Here is a 24692-nt window from a genome sequence, read left to right on the forward strand (position 1 = left end):
AAAAATAAGATGAAGAATCAGTATAGTGGTTTAGAGATCGCAATTATAGGAATGTCGGGTGTATTTCCTGGTGCCGAAAATATCCAGACTTTATGGAACAATCTCGCTGAAGGTAAAGATTCAATATCGAAATTTTCTGAAGAGGAGATAGAGGATGAATCATCCTCTATAGTTAGTCACCCTAATTATGTAAAGGCAAATGCCTACATCTCAAATAAGGATTGTTTTGATGCCGATTTTTTTGGCTACACACCAGATGAAGCTGGTTTGATGAATCCTCAAATGCGGGTTTTTCACGAATGTGTATGGAACGCAATTGAAGATGCAGGATATGACGTTTCTATACTTGACCTAAAGGTAGGCCTTTTTGCAGGAGCTGGTTCGAATATCAATTGGGGAGTATATTCTCATTTAAAAAATGTTGCTGGTCTTGTTAACTCTTTTACAGCCTCTCAGCTAAGCGATAGCACTTTCATGTGTTCCAGGATATCTTATCTATTGAATTTACAAGGACCTTCAATTTATATAAATACTGCTTGTTCAACTTCATTGGTGGCAATCCAAAGGGCATGTCTAAGTCTTTTGATGAGAGAATGTAGCATGGCAGTGGCGGGTGGAGTAAGCATTAATAACTACTCGAAGAAAGGTTACCTGTATCAGGAAGGAATGATTAGCTCGCCGGATGGGTATTGCAGAGCTTTTGATAAAAACGCAGGTGGGACTGTGATTGGTGAAGGCGTAGGTACTGTTGTTTTAAAAAGACTTGCCGATGCGATTAAAGATGGAGATTGTATACATGCAGTTATTAAAGGGTCTGCGGTTAACAATGATGGGAATGAAAAAATGTCTTACACTGCACCTGGTGTAGACGGACAGTATAAAACCATATTAAAGGCGATTAATATGGCAAAAGTAGATTCTTCCAGCATCAGTTATGTTGAGGCTCATGGTACAGGGACTATCCTTGGGGATCCCATTGAGGTTGAGGCGTTGAACCTTGCCTTTGGGAAGAGCGATGTTGCGTATTGTGCCTTGGGATCTGTAAAGACAAATATCGGTCACCTTGATGCGGCGGCCGGTGTAGCTGGACTGATCAAAACTGTGCTTTCGCTAAAGCACCGTCAGCTTCCTCCAAGCCTACATTACAGTGTTGCAAATCCTAAAATAGATTTTGATCAAAGCCCATTTTATGTGAATACGGAATTACGGGACTGGAATCATGCGGGTTATCCTTTACGCGCCGGCGTGAGTTCATTCGGGATCGGAGGTACCAATGCGCACATGATCCTGGAAGAAGCACCCGCTGAGGAGCCGGGTTCTCCGGGGCGGGAAAGTTTTCTTTTACCGGTTTCTGCAAAGACCTCCAGTGCTCTTGCAGGTAATCTTTCTCGGTTGAAGACTTATTTGGAGAAGCACCCGGATTTACTGCTTGCTGATGTTGCATATACGCTTCAGGTAGGGCGTTCATCATTTGGTTTCCGCAAATCAGTAGTTTGCAGGAACCTGGAGGAGGCCCTTGCCGGCCTGTCTTCCGGCGTGGCTTCCGGTTTTTCCCAATTAGGGGAAAAATGGAAGCCGAGCATTGTTTTTATGTTTTCGGGGCAGGGTTCCCAATATGTTAATATGTGCCGGGAGCTTTACGAGCAGGAATCTGTATTCCGGGAAGCTGCCGACAATTGCTTTGCGATCGTTCATGCCCAGAGCGGGAAGGATCTGCGTTCTGTTATTTTTCCGGATCAGGAAGAGAGTTCCTTAGCAAAACTTCTTGATCAGACCGAATATACCCAGCCAGCTTTATTTGTGATAGAATATGCACTGGTACAGTTGCTGAAGCAATGGGGCATTCAGCCCGACCTGATGATCGGGCACAGCATCGGGGAATATGTAGCAGCCTGTCTGAGTGGTCTGTTTAGTTTGGAAGATACCTTGTCATTGGTTATCAAACGGGGAGAGCTAATGCAAAAAGTAGCAGCTGGTGCAATGTTAAGTATTTCTATTTCTTCCGGGTCACTGATGTTATTGCTAAAAAGCCGGCCTGGGCTAAGCCTGGCAGCTGTGAACAGCAGTGAGCTCTGTGTGGTTTCGGGTGGTATGGATGTAATTGATAGTTTTCGGCAGGAATTGGAAACTTTGGGTTACAGGAGCAGGTTGCTCCGGACCTCGCATGCTTTCCATTCCCATATGATGGATACGGTTCTGGATGAATTTGGAGTGGCAGCTGGGGCTGTGAAATATCACACACTTACGGAGCCGTTTATTTCCAACCTAACGGGCAGGGTAGTGAATGACCAGGAGGTTGGCCATCCAGGGTACTGGGTAAGGCACTTGCGTGAGACCGTAAATTTCTCTATGGGTATAGAGGGCATCCTGGCGGATAAGGATTGCGTTTTGGTTGAAGTCGGGCCTGGAAAATCGCTGGGCATGCTGGTGCGGTCAAATAATATGCATAATGCAGACCGCCATAAGGTCGTTAGCCTGTCAGACAACATGGGTTCAGGGCGGAGCTCACTGGGTCATTTACTGGAGGGCATGGGGCGGTTGTGGGAGTGGGGATTGTGCGTGGACTGGCAAGGGTATTATTCCGGGGAAAAACGCAAACGGGTGTCTCTTCCGGGTTATGCATTTGATAAACACCGCTATCCGGTGCATGTAAACTCCTTTAAGATGATTTCTGAAATGATGCATGAAAAGAAAGTAGAGAAACATAAGCAGATTACGGAATGGCTTTACCGTCCTGGCTGGAAACTTTCCCTTCCCAAAGAAGATCGTGCAGCTTGGGAAAAGCATACCGTATTGATCTTAGCTGATGATCAGGGTGTGTGCGAAGAACTTGCCGCTATTTATAAACGAGATGGGCATGAGGTTATTCTGGTGTATTCCGGAGCAGATTATAAAGAGTATGACGGTTTCCGTTTTGAACTCCGGTCCGCATCCTCGGGGGATTATGTGAAACTGGTTCAAAGTCTGAACGAAGGGGGGCTGTTCCCTGCCCGTTTGATCCACGGCTGGGGAATAGGTACTGTCGGTAGTGATAATACGGAAATGAGCAGTGATTATTTTTATAGCCTAGTAGAGATGTGGAAGGTCCTACAGGGTTACCATAAAGTGTCGGTTAAAGAGTTGGTTCTGATTACCGATGGGCTTCATGAGGTCCTTGATCCTTTGGATGGGGCTGCATTGAAATCGTTATCTCCGACCCTGTTGAAAGTTCTTTCTCAGGAATCTCCCGGATTGAAAAGTAGCCATATCGACTTTAATATGAAGGATAGAGGTGAATCTTTATTGACTTCATTATATGCAGAGACACAAGGTATTGAAAGCGGTAAGGTTGTTTCGTTGCGTCATGGCCGCCGTTGGGAGCAATTTTACGACCGGGTGCCCCTGGCCAGGGGTCCGGAGGAAGTCTTTAAGGCGGGAGCTGTTTACCTGATCACGGGAGGTTTGGGAGGTTTGGGTGCCGGTCTGGGGCTTGAGTTGCTTCAGAAGCGGAACTGCAGAATTGTTCTGGTCGGGCGTACGGTGTTGCCTGATCGGGAGAGCTGGCCATCCATCCTTTCCGAGAGCGGTGCTTCCGGTATAGCTGAAAAGCTGACCAGGCTTGAAGAATTGGAGCAAAAGGGTGATGTGCTGTACTTGCCTTGTGACATATGCGACCTTAATGCTTTTGAAGCGGTTGTGCGCCAGGTGGAGGATGGGTTTGGGCCGATCAGTGGTGTGATTCATGCTGCAGGTATTATCGGTGGAAGTTCGATCAATGCTGCCAGTGATCTGGTAGGGTCGGATTATGAGCAACAGTTCGGGCCCAAGATAAAGGGAGTGCAGGTACTGGCTAAAGTATTTGGGGATAAGTCTCTGGACTTTTGTCTGCTCACATCTTCATTATCTGCAGTTTTAGGTGGGATTGGTTTTGGCGCTTATGGTCCGGCGAATGCCTTTATGGATTATTATGTAAATGTCGGTCAATCAAAAGGAGAACTGAAAAACTGGCTGAGTGTAAACCTAGATGGAATAGACTTAGAAAACGATCAAGGTTTGTCAATCAGCAGATCAGAACTGCTGGATACACTTGAGGCTGCATGGAGAACGGGGCTACACCAGGTTGTGGTTTCCACAACTCCTTTAAATGAGAGAATGGAAAAATGGGTATATGATTGCCATTTAAAAGAGACAACTGAAAAGAGTATAACCACTATTCCTAAGGGACAAAAATTATCAATATATTCAAAACTTAGTCCAATTAATCAAATTGAAATAAAGCTAATCAATATATGGGAAACATTCTTTGGGAAAACAGGAGTTACAATAAAAGATAACTTTTTTGAGATTGGAGGTGACTCTTTAAAAGCATTAACCGTAATTGGACGGATTCATCAGGAGTTTAATATAAACTTATCTGTTAAGACATTTTTTAACTATCCAACGATATCGGAACTTGGGAAATACCTGGTTTCAACAGAGGACGAGAATAAAAAAACCGATGTTGAACCATACCATAATATTTCCCCTGCAATTTTTAAACCTTATTATAAGCTTACTGCAGCGCAAAGACGTTTATATTTTCTTTATGAATTTGATAGAAAATCAATTGCCTACAACCTACCCCAGTCAGTAGCGTTAAAAGGTACCATTGACAAATCCAGAATAGAAGAAGTTTTCTTAAAACTTATTGAAAGGCATGAAAATCTTCGCACCAGTTTCATTATGCAGGAGGGGGAACCTGTTCAGGTGATATCCGAGTCGCCTGATTTCAATCTGGAGTATTTTATAGCTCAGCAAGATGCTGTGCCTGCGATTATGAAAGGATTTATCCGTCCGTTTGATGTATCCTGCGGACCTTTATTGAGGGCGGGATTGATTTCAATTGCTGAGGAAGATCATATTCTGATGATGGACATCCATCATATTATTACAGACGGTGTTTCCAGTGGTATTCTGATTCGGGATTTTATGGCATTGTACAATCAAGAGCATCTGCCTGATTTACGGCTTCAGTATAAGGATTATTCAGAGTGGCAACAAGGTGAAACGCAAAAAAATGAAATCTTGGTTCAAAAAGATTTTTGGCTGGCAGAGTTTTCAGAACCATTTTCAGCCCTGGAGTTGCCTTATGATTTTAGCCGCCCAATGGTGAAAAACAATACAGGAAATTCTATCCGTTTTGAAATTAATGAACCTCTGACTGCAAGCTTGAAAAGTTTTGCTGAATCTGAAAAAGTAACCTTATTTATGGTGATGTTATCAGCCTATACCATATTACTCAGTAAGCTTGGTAATCAGGAAGATATTGTAGTTGGCGTTCCCGTATCTGGTCGTCCTCATGCTGAGCTGGAGATGATGATGGGAATGTTTATCAATACCCTTCCTTTGCGTAACTATCCTTCGGGAGAAAAGGTTTACCGTGAATACCTTCAGGAATTAAAATCAAGAACTTTGTCTAGCTTCGATCATCAGTCTTATCCTTATGAATCACTGTTGGACGAACTTAAGGTGGTTCGTGATTTAAGCCATAACCCATTGTTTGACGTAATGTTTTCTTATGAGAATTTTGAGAGTATAGATCTACAGATTCCAGGCTTACAATTAAAAAGCCATTCTCTCAACCATCCTATATCTAAATTTGATCTAACGCTCATGGTTAATGAGAAGAATGATAAATTGTATTTAACCCTGGAATATTCTACCGAATTATTCGCAGAGAAGACGATTACGCGCTTTATTGATTATTTTAAAAATATTGTTTCTGGGATCATAGCAAATCCTGAGAAATGCCTTTCAGAAATTGAAATGTTATCTCAGGAAGAACAGGATGAATTATTAATTACATTCAATGATACATTAGCAGATTATCCGCAGGATAAGACGATGATCGATTTGTTCGAGGAACAGGTTTTAAAAAATCCGGATTATGTTGCAATTGTCTTTGAAGATCAGCAACTAACTTATCGTCAATTGCAGGAAGAAACTGATCGTATTGCTCATTACCTGTATCATCAGCAAGGAGTCAAGGCAGGAGATTTTGTAGGCTTGATGTTAGAACGTGAACTGTACCTGATTCCATTTATCATGGGAATTCTCAAAGTCGGCGCGGCCTATATTCCAATAGATACCGCTTATCCATCGGATAGAATTCAGACCATAATTTCTGATTCGCAGATGAAGACTTTGATTTCGCGCCCTGCTTTTGTAAAAGAACCACTGAATCTGTTTCCAGGCTTGCTGGATGCAGATGTGTTAATATATGAGACGAGGAAAGTGCCTGAGGAAAAGTTTATTTATAAAGCTGATGTCAATTCCCTTGCCTATGTCATTTATACATCCGGTTCTACCGGAAAGCCTAAAGGGGTAATGATCAGTCATACTGCACTAGTGAATAGGATCCACTGGATGCAAAAGGAATATCCTTTAACCGAAAAAGATGTCATTCTGCAAAAAACTCCATATTCATTTGATGTCTCTGTCTGGGAACTGCTCTGGTGGTCTGTAGTTGGGGCATCGGTTTGCCTTTTAAAACCTAAAGCCGAAAAAGATCCGCAGGAAATGGTGAAGGCAATAGATACACATGGGGTTACCGTCATGCATTTTGTGCCATCTATGCTGGATGCATTTCTATCTAATATAAAACCAGACTTTGAATATCGTTCTTTGTCTGCTTTAAGATATGTTTTTTCAAGTGGAGAGGCGTTAAAAGTAAAACAGGTAAACCTTTTCAAGGAGACCTTGAATCATCATCTTTCTGTCAGACTGATTAATCTTTACGGACCCACAGAAGCGACTATTGATGTCTCTTATTATGAATGTTTATTCGAGAATCCGGAACTGAGTATAATCCCTATTGGAAAACCGATAGATAATATTTCATTGCATATTTTGGATAAACAGAATCGCTTTGTGCCAAACGGTGTTATTGGAGAATTATGTATTGGAGGAACTGGATTGGCAATGGGGTATTTGCATAATGAGCAATTGACCAGTGAAAAGTTCATTCTTATTTCCTCTTATAATTTAGGCAGGCTATATAAGACGGGCGATTTGGCAAAGAGACTTCCTGATGGCAATATTGAATATCATGGAAGAACTGATAATCAGGTTAAGATCCGGGGTTTCAGAATTGAAACAGGCGAGATCGAATATCAACTGTCGGCCATGGATAAGATCAAGGAATCGGTTGTATTGGTTAAGGAACGCGCCGGAGAACAGTTTTTAGTAGCGTATTATTTATCGGATTTTGAAATTGGTACTTCAGAATTAAGAAGTCACCTGTCTGCCAGTTTACCCGAATATATGATTCCGGTATACTATGTTCATCTGCAGCAAATCCCGGTTACTTCTAATGGGAAACTGGATAGGAAAGCTTTACCGGAACCAGGACTAAACCTGGAAATGGATATTGTCAGACCTGTAAACACGATTCAAAAGGAAATCCTTCAAATATGGTCAGAAATCCTTCATATGGATAAAGACCGTATTGGAATAAATATGAATTTCTTTGATCTCGGTGGAAATTCCCTGGGCATCATTACTATGGTGAATAAGATTAATGAAAAATTTAATGCCAGCATATCAGTAGTTGAGATGTTCAACTTTCCGATGATTTCTGCTATAACGAACCTTATAAATTCCGGCAATGTTTTCAAGGATGAGGACATTGTCGCTGATGAACCAGAGAATATGAATAATATGTTAGGCTTATATAATAATATCAACGAATAATAATATGGACAAATACACCGGTTTCGAGATTGCAGTAATAGGGATGTCAGGCAAGTTTCCTAAGGCAGATAATATCAGCGAATTTTGGGCACACTTAAAAGAAGGGAAGGACTGTATCAGTACTTTTGATCTTTCTGAAGCGCTGAAAGAGGGGGAATCGGAAGCTTTGTTAAAAAACCCATCCTACGTGCCTGCCCGGGCATACCTGGAGAATAAAGAACATTTTGACAATGATTTTTTTGGCTACCGTCCTGATGAGGCGGAGCTGATGGACCCGCAGATCCGCCTTTACCATGAATGTTGCTGGCAGGCGCTTGAGGACAGTGGATATAATCCGGCTGACTATAAAGATAAAATAGGATTGTTTGCATCTGCGTCACCCAGTACCAATTGGGCCATCCATTCTTTTTCAAAGAACAAGGACGGTTTAGTAAATGAATTTACAGCTTCCCATCTAAGGGAGATCAGTTTTTTAAGTACAATGATCTCTTATAAATTTAACCTGAAAGGCCCCTCCATTTTTCTACAAACTGCCTGTTCCTCCTCACTTGTTGCCATCCATCAGGCTTGCAATAGTTTATTATTAGGTGAATGTAGCATGGCGCTAGCCGGAGGTGTTTCTATCAGTAATTATTCCCGCCGGGGATATGTTTATCAGACGGGAATGATTCTTTCCCGTGATGGGAAATGTCGTCCGTTTGATGCCGATTCCAGTGGTACTGTTGGGGGTGAGGGTGCTGGTGTGGTGGTGCTGAAAAAGCTTCAGGATGCCCTTCGTGACAGGGATCATATCTATGCGGTGGTTAAGGGAACAGGGATCAACAACGATGGGAATGCCAAAGCCGGATATACAGCTCCAAGCGTGAAAGGCCAGGCCGAAGCCATCCGTAAAGCCCACCGGATGGCCGGAGTCAGCGCAGACAGCATCAGTTATGTTGAGGCTCATGGAACAGGAACCGAATTGGGCGATCCGATAGAGATTGCTGCCCTGAATGAGGTTTTTGGGAAGTCCGGAAGGCTTGCGGAAAGCTGTGCAATCGGATCTGCGAAGTCCAATATCGGGCATCTGGATGCGGCAGCCGGAGTTGTTGGTTTTATCAAAACGGTTTTATCCCTGAAACATAGAATTCTTCCTGCAAGTCTGCATTACAGGAATGCCAATCCACGTATAGATTTTGCTTCTGGACCTTTTTATGTGAACCGCTCGCTTCAGGAATGGAAGCATTCCGGAGGTCGTTTGCGTGCAGGAGTGAGTTCCTTTGGGATTGGGGGAACCAATGCCCATCTGGTATTGGAAGAGGCCCCTGATTTGAAATCTGCAGCTGCCGGACGTGATCATCATCTGCTGGTTTTATCAGCAAAAAGTGCTTCCAGTCTGGATCGTTATTGCCACCGGCTGTCGGATTATTTAAAGGATAATAAAGAGGTTTCTCTGGCTGATGTTTGCTATACCCTTCAGCAGGGTCGGGCACGTTTTCCCTACCGTAAGGTGTTGGTTTGCCGTGACAATGCCCATGCGATTGACCTGCTGGACACAGCGGGAGCTGTTTATCAGGGTTCGGAGACAGAGGAGTCCCTTCAGCATATTGTTTTCATGTTTCCCGGACAGGGTTCCCAATACCGGCATATGTGCCGGGGACTCTATCAAAAGGAGCGTATCTTCCGGGAAAAGCTGGATGAATGCCTGTCGATTTCGTCCGCTTACTCCGCTCTTGATTTTGGTGAGGCACTTTTTGGCACAGCAGAAGGAATAGACATCAACCGTACCGAATATGCTCAGCCCTTGTTATTTATGGTAGAATATTCGTTGTCCCAGCTTTTGATTTCCTGGGGCCTTCGTCCTGATTATATGATTGGTCACAGCATCGGGGAATATGTTGCTGCTTGCCTCAGTGGTGTTTTCAGTTTATCGGATGCCCTTCGTTTGGTGATCCGGCGTGGTGAACTGATGGGAAGTGTGAGAGGGGGCCGTATGCTGAGCGTTTCGATGAGCGTAGCCTCATTAAGACCTTTACTGTCGGCACATCCGGGAGTAGAGCTTTCGGTGATCAATAGTCCGGGCTCGGTTGTGGTTGGAGGAGAGCATGATGTTGTGGATGCTTTTGGTGATTGGCTATCAGCACACGGTCATTCCTGTAAGCCCCTGCATACTTCTCATGCATTTCATAGTTCGATGATGTCAGATATCCTGTTGCGTTTTGAACAGGAGTTTTCCGGGGTTACTATTCATGCTCCTGTTATCCCTTATGTTTCCAATGTAAGTGGCGAGCTGGTGAGTTATGAGGAGTTACGTCAGCCTGGTTACTGGAGTTCCCATTTGCGGGAGCCGGTGAATTTTTTGGGTGGGGCATCCCGCTTGTTGAAAGAAGGAGGAGCTTTATTAATAGAAGTAGGTGCAGGGCGTAGCCTGTGCAATTATCTGCAGGATAATGATTTGCTGGACAGTAGCCATCATTTGGTGAATCTTGTGCGTCAGGCTGGCCAACAGGTTGCTGATGATGCTTACCTGACTGGTAAGCTGGGCTTGTTATGGCTTAAAGGTGCCCGTTTTCAGTGGGACAATTATTATTTAGATGAGTCCCGTGGCCGGATTTCCGTTCCGGGTTATTGTTTTGATCAGACCCGTTATACGGCAAATGTGGATTCACGGAAATTGCTTCAGGATTCTTTGGGAGTGTTTTCTTCGCGTGTGGAAGAGAAGAAGGGTTCTCTGCTTCATGTTTCGGGCTGGCATCGTTCGGAGAGTCCAAACGAGGCTTTTGAATTGCAGGAGCAACAGACTTATGTGCTGTTTTCTGATGAGGCAGGGTTTGGCAGCGGTCTGAAGGAGTACCTGATTGCTCATGGACAGCAGGTGATTGAAGGAAGGCTGGATACCGTGGATGAGCTGTGGGGATTGCTGGGTTCCAATGGGACCGTTGTCGATCAGGTGATCTATTGTCCTGCACTGAGTGTGGGTGTGGGCGATATTGATCCCGGCTCTTTGTCTGCAAGCCTGGAGCCAGGTTACCTGGGTTTATGCCGTTTGGGGAAATCACTTTCAGGTCTGCGCCAGACAGCGCATGTTGGGGTTACGGTTCTTGGGAACCATCTTGCCCGGGTGCTGGAAGGGGATGAGGTTAACCCATTAAAATCAACGTTGTTAGGTGCGGTTAAGGTGCTTCCATCGGAGGTGCATCAGATGAGTTGTAAGCTGATTGATATTCCCTATCCTTTTAGTTCTTCTGCTGAAGCGGCGTGTTATCATTCCCTGATTGTAAATGAATTATTTTATGAAACAGAACGGCCTTATGTGGCTTACCGTTATAAAGAGCGGTGGATTCCTGTTTATCAGGGTTTAAATCCTGATCAGCGGCTTCATTCCTCTGCCTCAGTTAAAGAAAAAGGGACTTATATTGTAACGGGTGGATTTGGAGGAATGGGCTTTCGTTTATGCCGTAGTCTTGTTGAAGATCACCAGGCTGTTGTGATCCTGGTTCACCGTTCATTTTTCCCTGGACGTGAAGACTGGGACAAGTGGCTTTCCACTCATGACGGCGATGACCAGACCAGCGCGCGTATCGTGAGGCTTCGTGAGCTGGAGTCCGGTGGCGGTCGTATCGATCTTTATCAGGTTGACGTGAGTGCTGAGTCTGAGGTAGCTGCTTTTTCGGATTCGGTTATGTCTGTTTATGGCTCTGTTAACGGCCTGATCTGGGCCGCAGGTGAGATAGATTACGGAGGGATTGTCCTTAACCGGAAGGAAGAAGATTTCCGCCGTTATATTTCCTCCAAGGTAGATGGGGTGTTGTTATTTGAGCAATATCTGGATTTCGGATCGATGGACTTTATCAGTCTTTTCTCATCGATCGGGAATGTCTTTTACCAGTCTAAGTTTGGTCAGGTTGGTTATAATGCGGCGAATGAATTTATGGAGAGTTATGCTGTTTATGCGCGTAGCCGTTTTAAGGGGCATGTTTTTACGATAAACTGGTGTGACTGGTATGATGTGGGTATGACGGTAAAAACGTTGCAGCGTCAATATCCCGGAGCGGATGTTCTAAAGTTAAACAGTTATATCCATACGGGAGTTTATCCGGATGAGGGGCTTGAGGTATTCTATAGCTGCCTTTCGCATAAGCCTTCTGTGTTTACGGTTTATAAAGATAACCTGGAGGAAGCGGTCATAGCTCATCGCGACGCTTATGAGCGTAGAAAGGCAAGTCTTGGAGAGGTGGATGCAGGTACGGCTTTTAGCGGGGATAGCATCGAGGAAAGACTGGGTCAGATCTTCGGACATTTTTTCGGTAAATCGGGTATAGGCAGCAACGATAATTTTTTTGAGCTTGGGGGAGATTCCTTAAAGGGAATGACATTGATTGGACGGATCAATCAGGAGATGGGTTGTCAGCTGACTATTGGTGACCTTTACCGTTGTCCTGATATCAGGCAGCTGGCTCAGGAGCTGGTAAGCAGCCATGGAGTTGCGGTTCATATCCCGCGGGTTGAAGATCAGGAGAGTTATGTATTGTCTTCTGCCCAGCAAAGGATGTATTTTCTGCAGCAGCTGGAGGGAGACAGCACTTTATATAATGAGACGCAATTGTTCTGGTTACATGGTCAGGTGGATAAAGAGAAGCTTGAGGATACTTTCAGGGGTCTGATAGTTCAGCATGAGAGCCTTCGTACCGGTTTTGTTATTGTGGAAGGTGAGCTGCGTCAGTTGATTCTGGAAGAGTTTGATTTCCATCTGGAGCATTATCAGTGTGCTGATTCGCAGGTACAGTTATGTATCTCTGCATTTGTCCGTCCGTTTGATTTGTCAGCAGCGCCTTTATACCGGGTTGGGATTGTAGAATGTGCTGAAGATAAACACCTGATGATGATCGACCTTCACCATATTGTTGCTGATGGGGCCTCTCATGGCATTCTGATCAGGGATTTCATGTCCCTGTATCATGGAGATCGCCTTAGTACTCCTGTGCTTCGTTACCGTGATTATGCAGAATGGCAACAGGGTGATCATCAACAGTCGCTGATCTCTGGTCAGCGGTTATTCTGGCTGAAAGAGTTTTCAGGTGGGGTTCCTGTGCTGGAACTACCGGCTGATTACAGCCGTCCTTTGGAACGCAGTTATGCCGGATCGACATCAGTTTTTACCATTGACAGGGCACAGACACTTGCTTTAAAACAATTGGCAGAGGATGAGGGGGCTTCAGTATTTATGTTCCTGTTGTCGGTATACAATATTCTATTGTCTAGATTGAGTGGACAGGATGAGATTGTGGTTGGAGTTCCGGTTGCAGGGCGTGTGCATGGCAGTCTGGAAAATATTGTCGGGATGTTTATAAATGTGCTTCCCTTGCGGAACAGCTTGAATCCTGAGCTGAGCTTCCGGGAGTTTTTACAGGAGGTGAAAAGCCGTGCGGTTACATGTTTTGATAACCAGGATTATCAGTTGGAGGAATTGGTGGAGGAGCTTAAGGTAGTACGGTCTCCTAACCGTAACCCTTTGTTTGATGCCGTGTTTGTACATCGAAATTATGAAAAACCAGAGCGTGCGGAAGGAGAACTTAAAGTAGAGGCATACCCACATCAACAAGGTCCTTCCAGATTTGACCTGACCTTATGGGCAACAGAGATGACGGATGGGATGGAGCTGAGTTTTGAATACTCTACCGAATTGTTTACTGCCGGAACTATTGAGCGTTTTATCCGTTATTTTAAACATATTCTGAGCTCGGTTCTGAGTACTTCGGATGCAGCATTGTCATCAATAGAAATTGTGGGAAAACAAGAGCAGGATCAGGTATATGATCAGCTAAAGAGAAAGTTCAATGAAGAGACTGGTTTTAGATTTCCTACTTCTTATCATCAGGAGCGATTATGGTTTATTGATAAATTCGAGTCAGGTTATTTGTATCCTGCAGGGCCTGTTTATCATAACATACCTTTAATAATTGAATTGGATGGGATTTTGAACGTATCAGAACTGGAGAAGAGTATTTTGGATAGTATCCAACAACATGCTGTTCTTCGAACAAGTATCGTCAGTGCATATGAAATTCCATATCAGGAAATAAGAGAAAGTTTAGATTTCAGTTTGAATCATCTGAAGGTAAACTCTGTTGAGCTGACAACGATAATAGATGAGGAGATGAATACTTCATTTGAGTTGGATCAATTGTTACTTCGGGGTACTTTGTTGAATTATGGTGAGGAAAAATATGTATTGTTATTGGTTTTTCATCATTCGGTTACAGATCGTTATTCAGTAAATGTTTTATCTGAAGAGATCCTATCCAGATATTGCTTAGCAACAACCGGGGATTCGGTAAAGAAGAATATACCGGCAGTAACATACGGGGATTTTTCTGTATGGCAAAAGGATTCATTCTCAGAGCTCGAGCCTTACTTGCTTTCTTATTGGAAAGTACAATTGAAAGGTAAACTGAAAGCTTTAGAACTTCCGACAGATCGCCCAAGAAAACCTGTTCATATTTATAGAGCAGGAGAAACGGAGATTAAACTATCTGAAAGTATCACTCAGAAGTTATTGGATTATAGCCTTGAATGTGGGCTTTCGGTAGATCTGTTGCTAATGGCAGCTTTTAAAATTTTATTACAAAAATATTCAGGACAAGAGGAAATTATCATAGGTACAAGCACAGACAACCGGGAACACGAAGCTTTAAAAGATGTAATCGGCCCCATATCTAACCTGATTGTTTTGCGGAGTTTTATCAATGATGATATGAGTTTCAGGGAGTATGCACTTGCCTTGACCAAAACTTATGGAGATGGAATAAAGTATGGGGCAATGCCATTTGATAAATTAGTAAAAGAGCTTGCTCCTGCAAAAGATATGAGCAGGACTGCATTGTTTGACGTACTTTATCAATATGAAGAACATATCCCGTTTACTTATCTGGATAAAAACCTGAAAATAAAGGTTCGCAGAAATAATTATGGTTATGGTAAATATGATTTAAACCTGCTTATGTTCAGAGCGGATAATCAGTTTAAAGGGAGGCTACATTTTAACTTGGATTACTTTAACAGAACATCTGCAGACAAGCTTGGAGCTCACTATATTGAATTATTGAAAAATCTGTTGCATTTCCCTGATGCAGCATTGTCATCAATAGAGATGCTGGAGGCTTCGGAACGTGAGGCCCATTTGGGAAGATTTGACCATACAGGCATAGGCTATCCTTTAGAGGAGACAATTATCGGACTTTTCAGTAAGCAGGCTGCTTCCAGACCGGATCAGGTCGCGTTGCGTTTTAACGATACATCTTTAACCTATGCAGAGTTGGACCGTTTGTCTACAGGTATTGGCCATATGTTGAGAAAACGTGGAGTTGTCTCCGACCAGGTGATCGGTTTGCTGACAGACCGCTCTCTGCATACAGTTGCCGGAATGCTTGGGATTCTGAAGGCAGGTGGTTGCTACCTGCCTATAGATATTGAGTATCCTGCAGAACGCCGGGCCTATTACATTCAGGATAGCGGAACCTCTCTGGTGCTGACAAGCCGTTCACTTGGAGTGGATTCGGTTGAGGGCGCAGACCTTTTATTTATAGAGGACAGTTTTTCAGAACCAGATGTGGTTTTAGAGGTATTGAACAAGCCTTCCGACCTGTGTTATATCATTTATACTTCAGGTACTACGGGTAATCCCAAAGGAGTAATGGTTGAGCATAAAAACATCGTCCGGTTGTTCTTTAATGAAGGAGGGTTGTTTGATTTCGGGCCAGGTGACGTCTGGACGATGTTCCATAGTCCCTGCTTTGATTTCAGTGTATGGGAGATCTATGGTGCATTACTGTTTGGTGGGACGCTTGTGATTATTCCTAAAATGACGGCGATGGATACCCAAAGTTATCTGGAGGTACTGAAATCAGAAAAGGTTACGGTTTTGAACCAGACCCCGAGCGCATTTTATAGTTTGATGGATCAGGAGTTGCGGAGCAACAGTAAAGCGCTAAGCCTCCGGTATGTAATTTTTGGAGGCGAGGCGCTGAGTGTTGGGAAACTGAAGGACTGGCATCAGCAGTATCCAGAGGTAAAACTAATCAATATGTATGGAATTACGGAAACGACGGTTCATGTGACGAGTAAAGAAATTACGTCTCATGAGATTTCAGCGAACATCAATGATATTGGTTTTCCTATTCCTACGGTGTTGCTTTATGTTTTAGATACCGGTATGCATGCGGTTGGCGAAGGAGTGATCGGAGAGTTATACGTAGGAGGAGAAGGGGTATCTCGGGGTTATCTTGATCGTCCTTCCTTAAACAGGGAGAAGTTTCTGGCCGATCCGTACCGTCCTTCGGGTCGTCTTTACCGTACTGGAGATTTAGGGCGGGTGACTGCAGATGGGCGAATAGAATATATGGGACGGAGTGATCAACAGGTGCAACTGCGTGGATTCCGGATTGAGCTGGGTGAGATAGAGAGTCATTTATATGGACATGAAGGGATCAGTGGCACGGCGGTAATTGCTGCCGGCAGTGCTCAGGAAGACCTTTCGCTGATTGCCTATTATGTGTCAGAAGAGTTGCTGGATAAGGGAGCACTAAAGCGTTATTTGCTGGAAAAATTACCGGATTATATGGTTCCGGCTCATTATATACGTTTGTCTGTCATTCCACTAACCTCTAATGGAAAGCTGGACCGGGAAGCACTTCCTTTGCCGGAATACAATCAGACTGAGCATCATCAGGGATTGATGAATGAAACTGAAGAAGCATTGGCAGAGATCTGGGCTGAAATATTGAAGATTGATAAATCTGTGATTGGTTCAGACAGTAGCTTCTTTGAACTTGGTGGACATTCTCTGAAAGCGACTTCTCTGGTTAATTCGATAAGAAAAAAATTCAATGTTGTCATCTCGTTAAAAGATATTTTTGAACATCATCTGATAAGGCAACAGTCTGATTATATTAATCTTAATGATTGGTTGAATGGAGATGAGAACCTTGATCAGGGAACTAAAGTGGATATTGTTATATAAAAATAAAGATGGAAAAATTACTGTTGAAGCTAAAAGACCTTAACATCGATATTAAGTTAGAGGGTGATAACCTTAAATTAAGTTTTCCAAAAAACTTTAATAGTGGGGATATCCTGGAAGAACTGAAGGTGAGAAAAAATGAAATCATTTCATATATCAAACTAAAATCGGCTTATGTTCATATAAATAACAATATTCCAAAAGTGGAAAAAAGAAAATATTATGTGCTTTCTGCTCCTCAGGAAAGATTGTATTTTCTATATGAACTTTCTAAAAACTCTACTACTTATAATGTATTTCAATCCGTTATACTATATGGAGAATTGGACAAAGACAAAATTGAAAACACCTTTTTTAAGCTTATACAGCGACATGAGAGTCTTCGAACAAATTTTGTCATAGAAGAGGACAGACCCGTTCAGATCATTGCAGATTCTTTGGATTTCCAGCTGGAGTATTTTAGTTCTGAGTCTGGCATTTCATTAATCATGGATAAATTTGTTCGCCCATTTGATCTGGAGACAGATCCTTTAATTCGTGTTGGCCTGATATCCGTTGGTCCAACAGAACATATTCTTGTAGTTGATATGCACCATATCATTACTGATGGTGTTTCCAGAGGCATTTTGATCCGCGATTTTATGTCTTTTTACAATGATGAGGATTTACCTGCTCTGCAGGTACAGTATAAGGATTATGCGGAATGGCAAAAAAATGAGGAACAACAGAAAGTTGTGCTTGCCCAAAAAGGATTTTGGCTGGAGGAATTTTCAGAATTACCCACTGTGCTAGAAATGCCTTATGATTTTATAAGGCCTAAGTTGAAATCCAATGAGGGATCATCGCTGAGTTTTGAAATCGGGGAAGAGATGACAAGAGGACTGAGGGGAATTGCTGAATCGGAAAAGACAACAATGTTTATGATCATGTTCTCCATTTATACAATTTTGTTAAGCCGGTTAGGTAATCAGGAAGATATTGTAGTCGGAGTTCCTGTGTCTGGACGATATCATGCTGATATGGATGGGATTATTGGTATGTTTGTCAATACACTTCCTTTGCGTAACTATCCGGAAGGACAGAAAATCTATTCTGAATATCTTCATGAGTTGGAAAAGAGGACTTTATCTGGTTTTGAAAATCAGGCCTACCCTTATGAATCTCTTTTGGATGAATTAAAAGTTGTTCGTAATGTAAGCCGGAACCCTTTGTTTGATGTGGTGTTTTCTTATGAAAATTTTGAGGAAATAAATCTGGAAATTCCAGGGCTTAAATTAAAAAATTATCCTTTGAATCAGTCGGAAGCAAAATTTGATCTTACTGTAAGGATTACTGAGCTGGATAATAAGTTCTATTTGAATATTGATTACTCTACCGCATTGTTTACGGCAGGGACAATTGAAAAGTATGCGGGTTATTTCATGAAAATTGCTTCTGAAATTATCGCCGACAGGCGAAAGCAGCTTTTAGAAATTGACATCCTTTCTGAGGAGGAGAAATATGCCTTGTTAACGACGTTTAATGATACTTCAATGGCTTATCCGACAGATAAAACAGTTATAGATTTATTTGAAGAAAGAGCAGAAAAGATACCCGATAACCTGGCCATTGTTTTTGAGGACGAAAGTTGCACTTATGCCATGCTAAACCAGAGAGCAGATGCCATTGCAGCAGAAATTAACCAGGCATTGGAGGGCAAAAAGGGGCAGCATATTGGTCTGTTGTTCAATCCGTCAATAGAAATCATTGTTGCAATTCTGGGCGTTTTGAAAAGTGGAAATTCCTATATTCCGCTCACATTGGATCTACCAATAAACAGAATCAGTTATATATTGAACGATTGCGATTCGAAACTTTTGATTGTTCATCAGGATATATTGGAAAATAACAACGAATTGAAGTTTTTAGACCAAAAAGTTCAGATCTTAAAATGTTCCGGAGCATATCTTGAACCTGTTCTATTAGGGGGGGGCAAAAGAAATATCGATGGCGACAGTCTTTTATATACCATATATACATCCGGAACAACAGGAACACCTAAAGGAGTAGAGATTAGAAACAGAGGGCTTGTGAATATGCTTTCTTTCTATACAGAACTATTTAAAGTAAATGAGGGGTTGAAATTTGGTCAGTCTGCAAATCTTTGTTTTGATGCTGCCGAGTGGGAGATATGGCCAAGTCTGGTGCTTGGAGGAACTCTGTATATCGCTCCGAACTACCTGCGGTATGATGCTGAGTCTATAAAAGAGTGGATTGTTAGAAACAATATTGAAATAAGTTTTCAGCCAACGGTAATGGCTGAATTACTGCTACAAATGGACTGGAGCAAAGAGAATTGTGCTTTAAAGGTGCTTAATGTTGCTGGTGATCAGCTTAATTTTTCAATGACAAAAGAATTGCCTTTTCAGGTATATAATTTATATGGACCAACAGAGGACTCCATTTGGACAACCTATCGGGAAATGAAGGTCAGTCAGAATGACGATTATTATAATATTGGGAAACCAATTGCCAATAAAAACATTTACATTTTAAATAAACATCATAAACTGCAGCCTCTTGGTACAGTTGGTGAATTATGTATAGGCGGGGTGGGACTGGCCAAAGGGTATGTGAAAAATGAGCTGGAAACTAATAATAAATTTGTTATTTGGGAGGAATTTGATCCGGAGCGAATTTATAAAACTGGTGATCTGGCCAGGTGGAACAAAGAAGGTAATATTGAATTCTTTGGAAGGATTGATTCTCAGGTGAAAATCCGTGGGTATAGAATTGAATTAGAAGAGATCAGGAGCTGTTTGCAAAAATACCATCAGGTCATGGAAGTGGCAGTTATTGCGAGAGAAATTAATCAGATAAATTCCTTACTGGCTTATTATGTGAGTAAAACGGAAATTGAACAAAGTGTATTGAGGGATTTTCTGTTGGAACAGCTTCCGGCTTACATGATTCCACCTTATTTTATTCATTTGGAACAATTACCGATAACTGCCAATGGAAAACTAGATAAAAATGCATTACCGGAGCCAGACTTGTTTTCTGCATCTGGTTTTGTAAGCCCATCTAATGATGTGCAGGAAAAAATACTGGAGATCTGGGCAGAGGTGTTAAAAATAAATAAAGATGATGTCAGTGTTAATTCCAATTTCTTTGAAATTGGAGGAAATTCTCTAAATATGGTGAGTATCATTAAAAGACTCAATAACATATTCGGTAGCTCTATTTCTATTGTCCAGATGTTTCAATTGCCGTCTATTGCAAGTATTGCCGAATTTATAGCAAATAAGGATACTACAGCAAATGATCCCAGAGTAGAAATCGATCAGGCTGTAGATGAAGCAAATGAAACGCTCAGAATACTTGAAGATTTTGAATAGGTTTTTTGTACTTTAAGCTATTTATATCAATACTACATTTTTTCTTTTCATAGAAAATATTTTAACTAAAATTTTAATGAAACCATCATACTCCGGATTGGAAATAGCAATTATTGGTATGTCAGGTAAATTTCCTGGTGCCGATGATAAAGATGCTTTTTGGCTCAATTTAAAAAATGGCGTGGAATCAATAGTTCCTCTTTCTACTGAAGAAATGTTAGCTGAAAATGAAAGTCTGGATAGGATCAATGATCCTGCTTATGTAAATGCCTCAGCATATATTCACAATAAAGATTGTTTTGATTCCGGTTTTTTTTCATACTCACCGAATGAGTCAATTCTCATGGATCCTCAGACCCGTATTTTTCATGAATGTGTATGGGATGCCATTGAAGATGCAGGATATAATGTGGCAGACGCAGACCTGAAAATAGGATTGTTTGCCGGTTCCTCTTCAAATTTAAATTGGGAGGTATATACCCATTTTTTAAATGAAAAAGGTTTAGTTGATCATTTTACTGCCAGTCAGCTAAGGAATGCAAGATTTCTTGCCACCAAAGTCTCTTATACATTAAATCTCAGAGGACCTTCGATTTATATTGACTCAGCATGTTCTACTTCACTGGTTGCTGTTCATCAGGCATGTAAAAGTCTTTTGCTGGGGGAATGCTCGATGGCGGTAGCCGGAGGAATTACAGTGAATAATTATTCAAAAACGGGATATCTGTACGAGAAAGGAATGATCAGTTCACCAGACGGTCATTGCCGTGTTTTTGATAAAGATGCCGCCGGTACGGTAAGTGGTGAAGGAGCTGGTGTTGTCGTTTTGAAAACATTAAAAAATGCAATTAAGGATAACGATCATATCTATGCGATTATTAAAGGCTCGGGAGTCAATAATGATGGAAATAGTAAAGTCGGCTTTACAGCACCATCAGTTGATGGTCAGCTTGTTTCAATTCTGACGGCCCACAAATGGTCAAAAATAGAACCGGAAAGCATCAGTTATGTGGAAGCTCATGGTACCGGGACCATTCTTGGAGACCCGATTGAAATAGAGGCACTGAACCTCGCTTTTGGGAAGAGTGATGTGGCTTATTGTGGCCTGGGTTCAGTAAAGAGCAATATTGGCCATCTCGATGCCGCGGCTGGTGTGGCAGGGCTGATCAAGACAGTCCTGTCTCTGAAACACCGCCAGCTGCCTCCCAGTCTTCATTATAAAGCGGCCAATCCAAAGATCAATTTTGATCAGAGCCCGTTTTATGTAAACACTGAATTAAAGGAATGGAAACATGAGGGTTACCCTTTGCGTGCCGGCGTGAGTTCTTTTGGAATAGGAGGGACCAATGCACACCTGATTCTGGAAGAGGCCCCTGCTGAAGAGCCAGGTTCTTCAGGACGTGGAAGCTTTTTATTGCCGGTTTCGGCGAAAAGCCCTACAGCACTCCTGGGTAATCTTACCAGGTTAAAGACACATCTGGAAAGCCATCCGGATTTGTCACTTGCTGATGTTGCTTATACGCTTCAAACCGGGCGTTGTTCTTTTGGCTATCGTAAGTCGGTGGTTTGTCGCAATCTTTCTGAGGCAATCGCCGGGTTAACTGAAGCCACTGTTTCAGGTTATTCCCGTTTAGAGGAGAAGTGGTGTCCCACGCTGGTGTTTATGTTTTCGGGACAAGGATCCCAATATGTTAATATGTTCCGAGAATTGTATGACCAGGAACTGGTATTCCGGGAGTCTGTTGAGCATTGCTTTTCTATCGTTCAGCGGTTGAGTGGCAAGGACCTGGGTGCAGTAATTTTTCCTGATGGAGAGGATACTTCCTGCGTTGGGCTTCTGGAGCAGACCGAATACACGCAACCGGCTTTATTTGTAATAGAATATAGCCTGGTTCAATTGCTAAAGCAATGGGGCATTCAACCGGACCTGATGATCGGGCATAGCATCGGGGAATATGTGGCGGCCTGTCTGAGCGGTTTGTTTAGTCTGGAAGACGCATTATCGCTGGTGATCAAAAGAGGGGAACTGATGCAGAAAGTTTCTGCCGGACTGATGTTGAGCATTTCGATCTCTTCAGGGGAGCTGGTGTTATTACTGAAAAGCCGCCCGGGTTTAAGCCTTGCGGCAATTAACAGCACGGAGTTATGTGTAGTTTCGGGTGAAGGAGCAATTGTTCTGGAGTTCCAACAGGAACTGGAAAGTTTGGGTTACCGAAGCAAAGTGCTTCGTACTTCTCATGCTTTTCATTCCCATATGATGGATGTGATTCTGGATGAATTTGCAGACGTTGCAGGTTCGGTTAGTTACGGGCGTCTTAGTCTCCCTTTTATTTCCAACCTGACGGGTAAGGTGGTGAGTGATCAGGAGGTTGGTCATGGGGATTACTGGGTAAAGCACCTTCGTGAAACGGTAAACTTTTCTATGGGAATAGAAAGTGTTCTGTTGAGCAAAGACTGTATCCTGTTGGAGGTAGGGCCCGGGAAAGCCCTGAGTACGCTGGTTATGACAAATTACATGCGTAACGGAGATCGACATAAAGTGATCAGTTTATCCGGTTATGGGGGATCAAAACAAGGCTTTCCTGATGATTTACGGACAGGTATGGGTAAGTTATGGGAGTTTGGTCTGAGTGTTAACTGGTCAGGTTATTATTCCGGGGAGAAACGGCGCCGTGTTCCGCTTCCTGGTTATAGCTTTGATCAGCGGCGTTATCCGGTGCATGTGAATTCCTTTAAGATGATTTCTGATCTGATCGGGGAAAAGAAGGTGGTGAAACAGGCTCAGATAAGCGATTGGTTATACCATCCGGGCTGGAAACTTTCCTTAGCTAAGGAGGAGGTTGCCGGCGGGAATCAGCAGACGGTATTGATTTTTGCAGATCAGCTGGGTGTTTGTGAAGCCCTGGCTGGAGATTATAGAAATGATGGAGATGAAGTGATCCTGGTGTATTCAGGAGAAAATTATAAACAGCATGATGCTTTGCATTTTGAACTGCGGTCAGGATCAGGGGATGACTATGCACAACTGATGCAGCGTCTGACTGTTCTGGGACTGTTTCCTGGTCGTGTGATTCATGGCTGGGGGATCAGTTCGGACAGCTGTGAGGAGGAGGTCAGCAATGATTATTTTTACAGTCTGGCCGAGCTTTGCAAATCTTTACAGGAACATCAGGGTTTGTCTGGAAAGGCCGTGTTGCTGCTGACCAGCGGGCTTCATGAAGTACTGGATCCTTTGGATGGTTTTTCGGAGAAATCCTTGTCGCCCGCATTGTTAAAAGTTCTTTCTCAGGAGTATCCATCTTTGCTGACCAGCCATATTGATATCAGCTTAAAAGATATGGGGGGTAGCTTATTATATACAGAGACGCGGTTTGCCGAACAGGGGAAAGTGATTTCGTTACGTCATGGGCGACGCTGGGAGCAGCATTATGATCGTATTTCAGTGCTGGGAAACTCAGTAGGTGTTTTTAAATCAGGATCGGTTTACCTGATTACCGGCGGATTGGGAGCAGCAGGTTACCAGCTAGGGCTTGAGCTGCTGGAGCAATTGAATTGCAGGGTAATTCTTGTAGGCCGTACGATTTTACCGGAACGGGAGCAATGGGGATCTGTGCTTTCTGCAGTTGGAACAGAGCGTCGTATAAAGGAAAAGCTGATTCGTTTACAGGAACTGGAACAAAGAGGGGATGTGGTTTATCTGTCCTGTGAGATAGAGAACCTGTCTGCCTTTGAAAAGATAGTGAACGAGGCCGAAGGGGAGTTTGGACAGATCAATGGTGTGATCCATGCGGCAGGTATTGTTGGGGGAAGCTCTGTGAATGCGGTCAGTGATCTGAAGCGTTCGGATTATGAACAGCAGTTTGCACCCAAGGTAAGTGGCTTGGCAGTGTTGGCAAAAGTATTTGGGGAGAAGGCACTGGATTTTTGTATCCTGACTTCTTCACTGTCTGCAGTTTTGGGCGGAGTTGGTTTCGGAGCTTATGGTTCAGCCAATGCTTTTATGGACCATTATATTAATGAGCAACGATCACAGGGGAGGTTGAAGAACTGGGTTAGCGTAAACCTGGATGGCATAGATCTGGAGAATGAACATAGCTTATCGATTAACCGGTCGGAACTTCTGGGGACACTGGCGGCAGCACTGCAGACCGGATTGCCACAGGTAGTTGTGTCTACTACAGCTTTAAATGAGCGGCTGGACAAATGGGTATATGGAATGAACGATGAGTTAACAACAAAGCCACTGTCTGTTAAGCCAACATCTGCAATGCCGGAAGAAGAAAATTCGTCCCTCAATGAAACGCAGCTTGCACTCAGGAAAATCTGGATTAAAATATTAGGTAATGACATCATCGGACTTCATGATAATTTTTACGACCTGGGAGGACATTCTTTATCCGCAATGAGGTTATCTGCATCTATAAAGAGCGAATTTAATATGGAACTCTCCTTTGAGAAATTTTTTGAACTAAATACTATTGATCTTATGTCTCAATGGATTATGGAAAATAAAAATAATATTTAAATGAGAACAGTATCAACAAAATGTTGCTTCATCTTATTATTACTAATGTGTCACTTTAGTGGCTATTCTAAGGCGGCGCAAA

Annotated in this window: 4 protein-coding genes; all 4 read left to right on the forward strand. The window is 42.8% G+C overall.

What is annotated here, in order from left to right; translation table 11 throughout:
* Positions 1 to 9: 9 nt before the first annotated feature.
* The 4 genes from OQ267_RS12995 (at position 10) to OQ267_RS13010 (ending at position 24610) form a co-directional block, all read left to right on the forward strand.
* Positions 10 to 7710 (forward strand): non-ribosomal peptide synthetase/type I polyketide synthase, encoded by a 7701-nt coding sequence (locus tag OQ267_RS12995; protein ID WP_265836249.1) that lies wholly within the window; start codon positions 10 to 12, stop codon positions 7708 to 7710.
* 4 nt (positions 7711 to 7714) lie between these two features.
* Positions 7715 to 16708 (forward strand): non-ribosomal peptide synthetase/type I polyketide synthase, encoded by an 8994-nt coding sequence (locus OQ267_RS13000; RefSeq protein WP_265836250.1) that lies wholly within the window; start codon positions 7715 to 7717, stop codon positions 16706 to 16708.
* A gap of 8 nt (positions 16709 to 16716) precedes the next feature.
* Positions 16717 to 20085, forward strand: coding sequence for an amino acid adenylation domain-containing protein (locus tag OQ267_RS13005; RefSeq protein WP_265836251.1), 3369 nt, complete (start codon positions 16717 to 16719; stop codon positions 20083 to 20085).
* Positions 20086 to 20161: 76 nt separating this feature from the next.
* On the forward strand, positions 20162 to 24610 hold the full coding sequence (locus OQ267_RS13010) for a type I polyketide synthase (RefSeq protein WP_265836252.1): 4449 nt from the start codon (positions 20162 to 20164) through the stop codon (positions 24608 to 24610).
* Positions 24611 to 24692: the final 82 nt, after the last annotated feature.

Source organism: Pedobacter sp. MR22-3 (genome assembly GCF_026240075.1).
Lineage (GTDB): Bacteria > Bacteroidota > Bacteroidia > Sphingobacteriales > Sphingobacteriaceae > Pedobacter.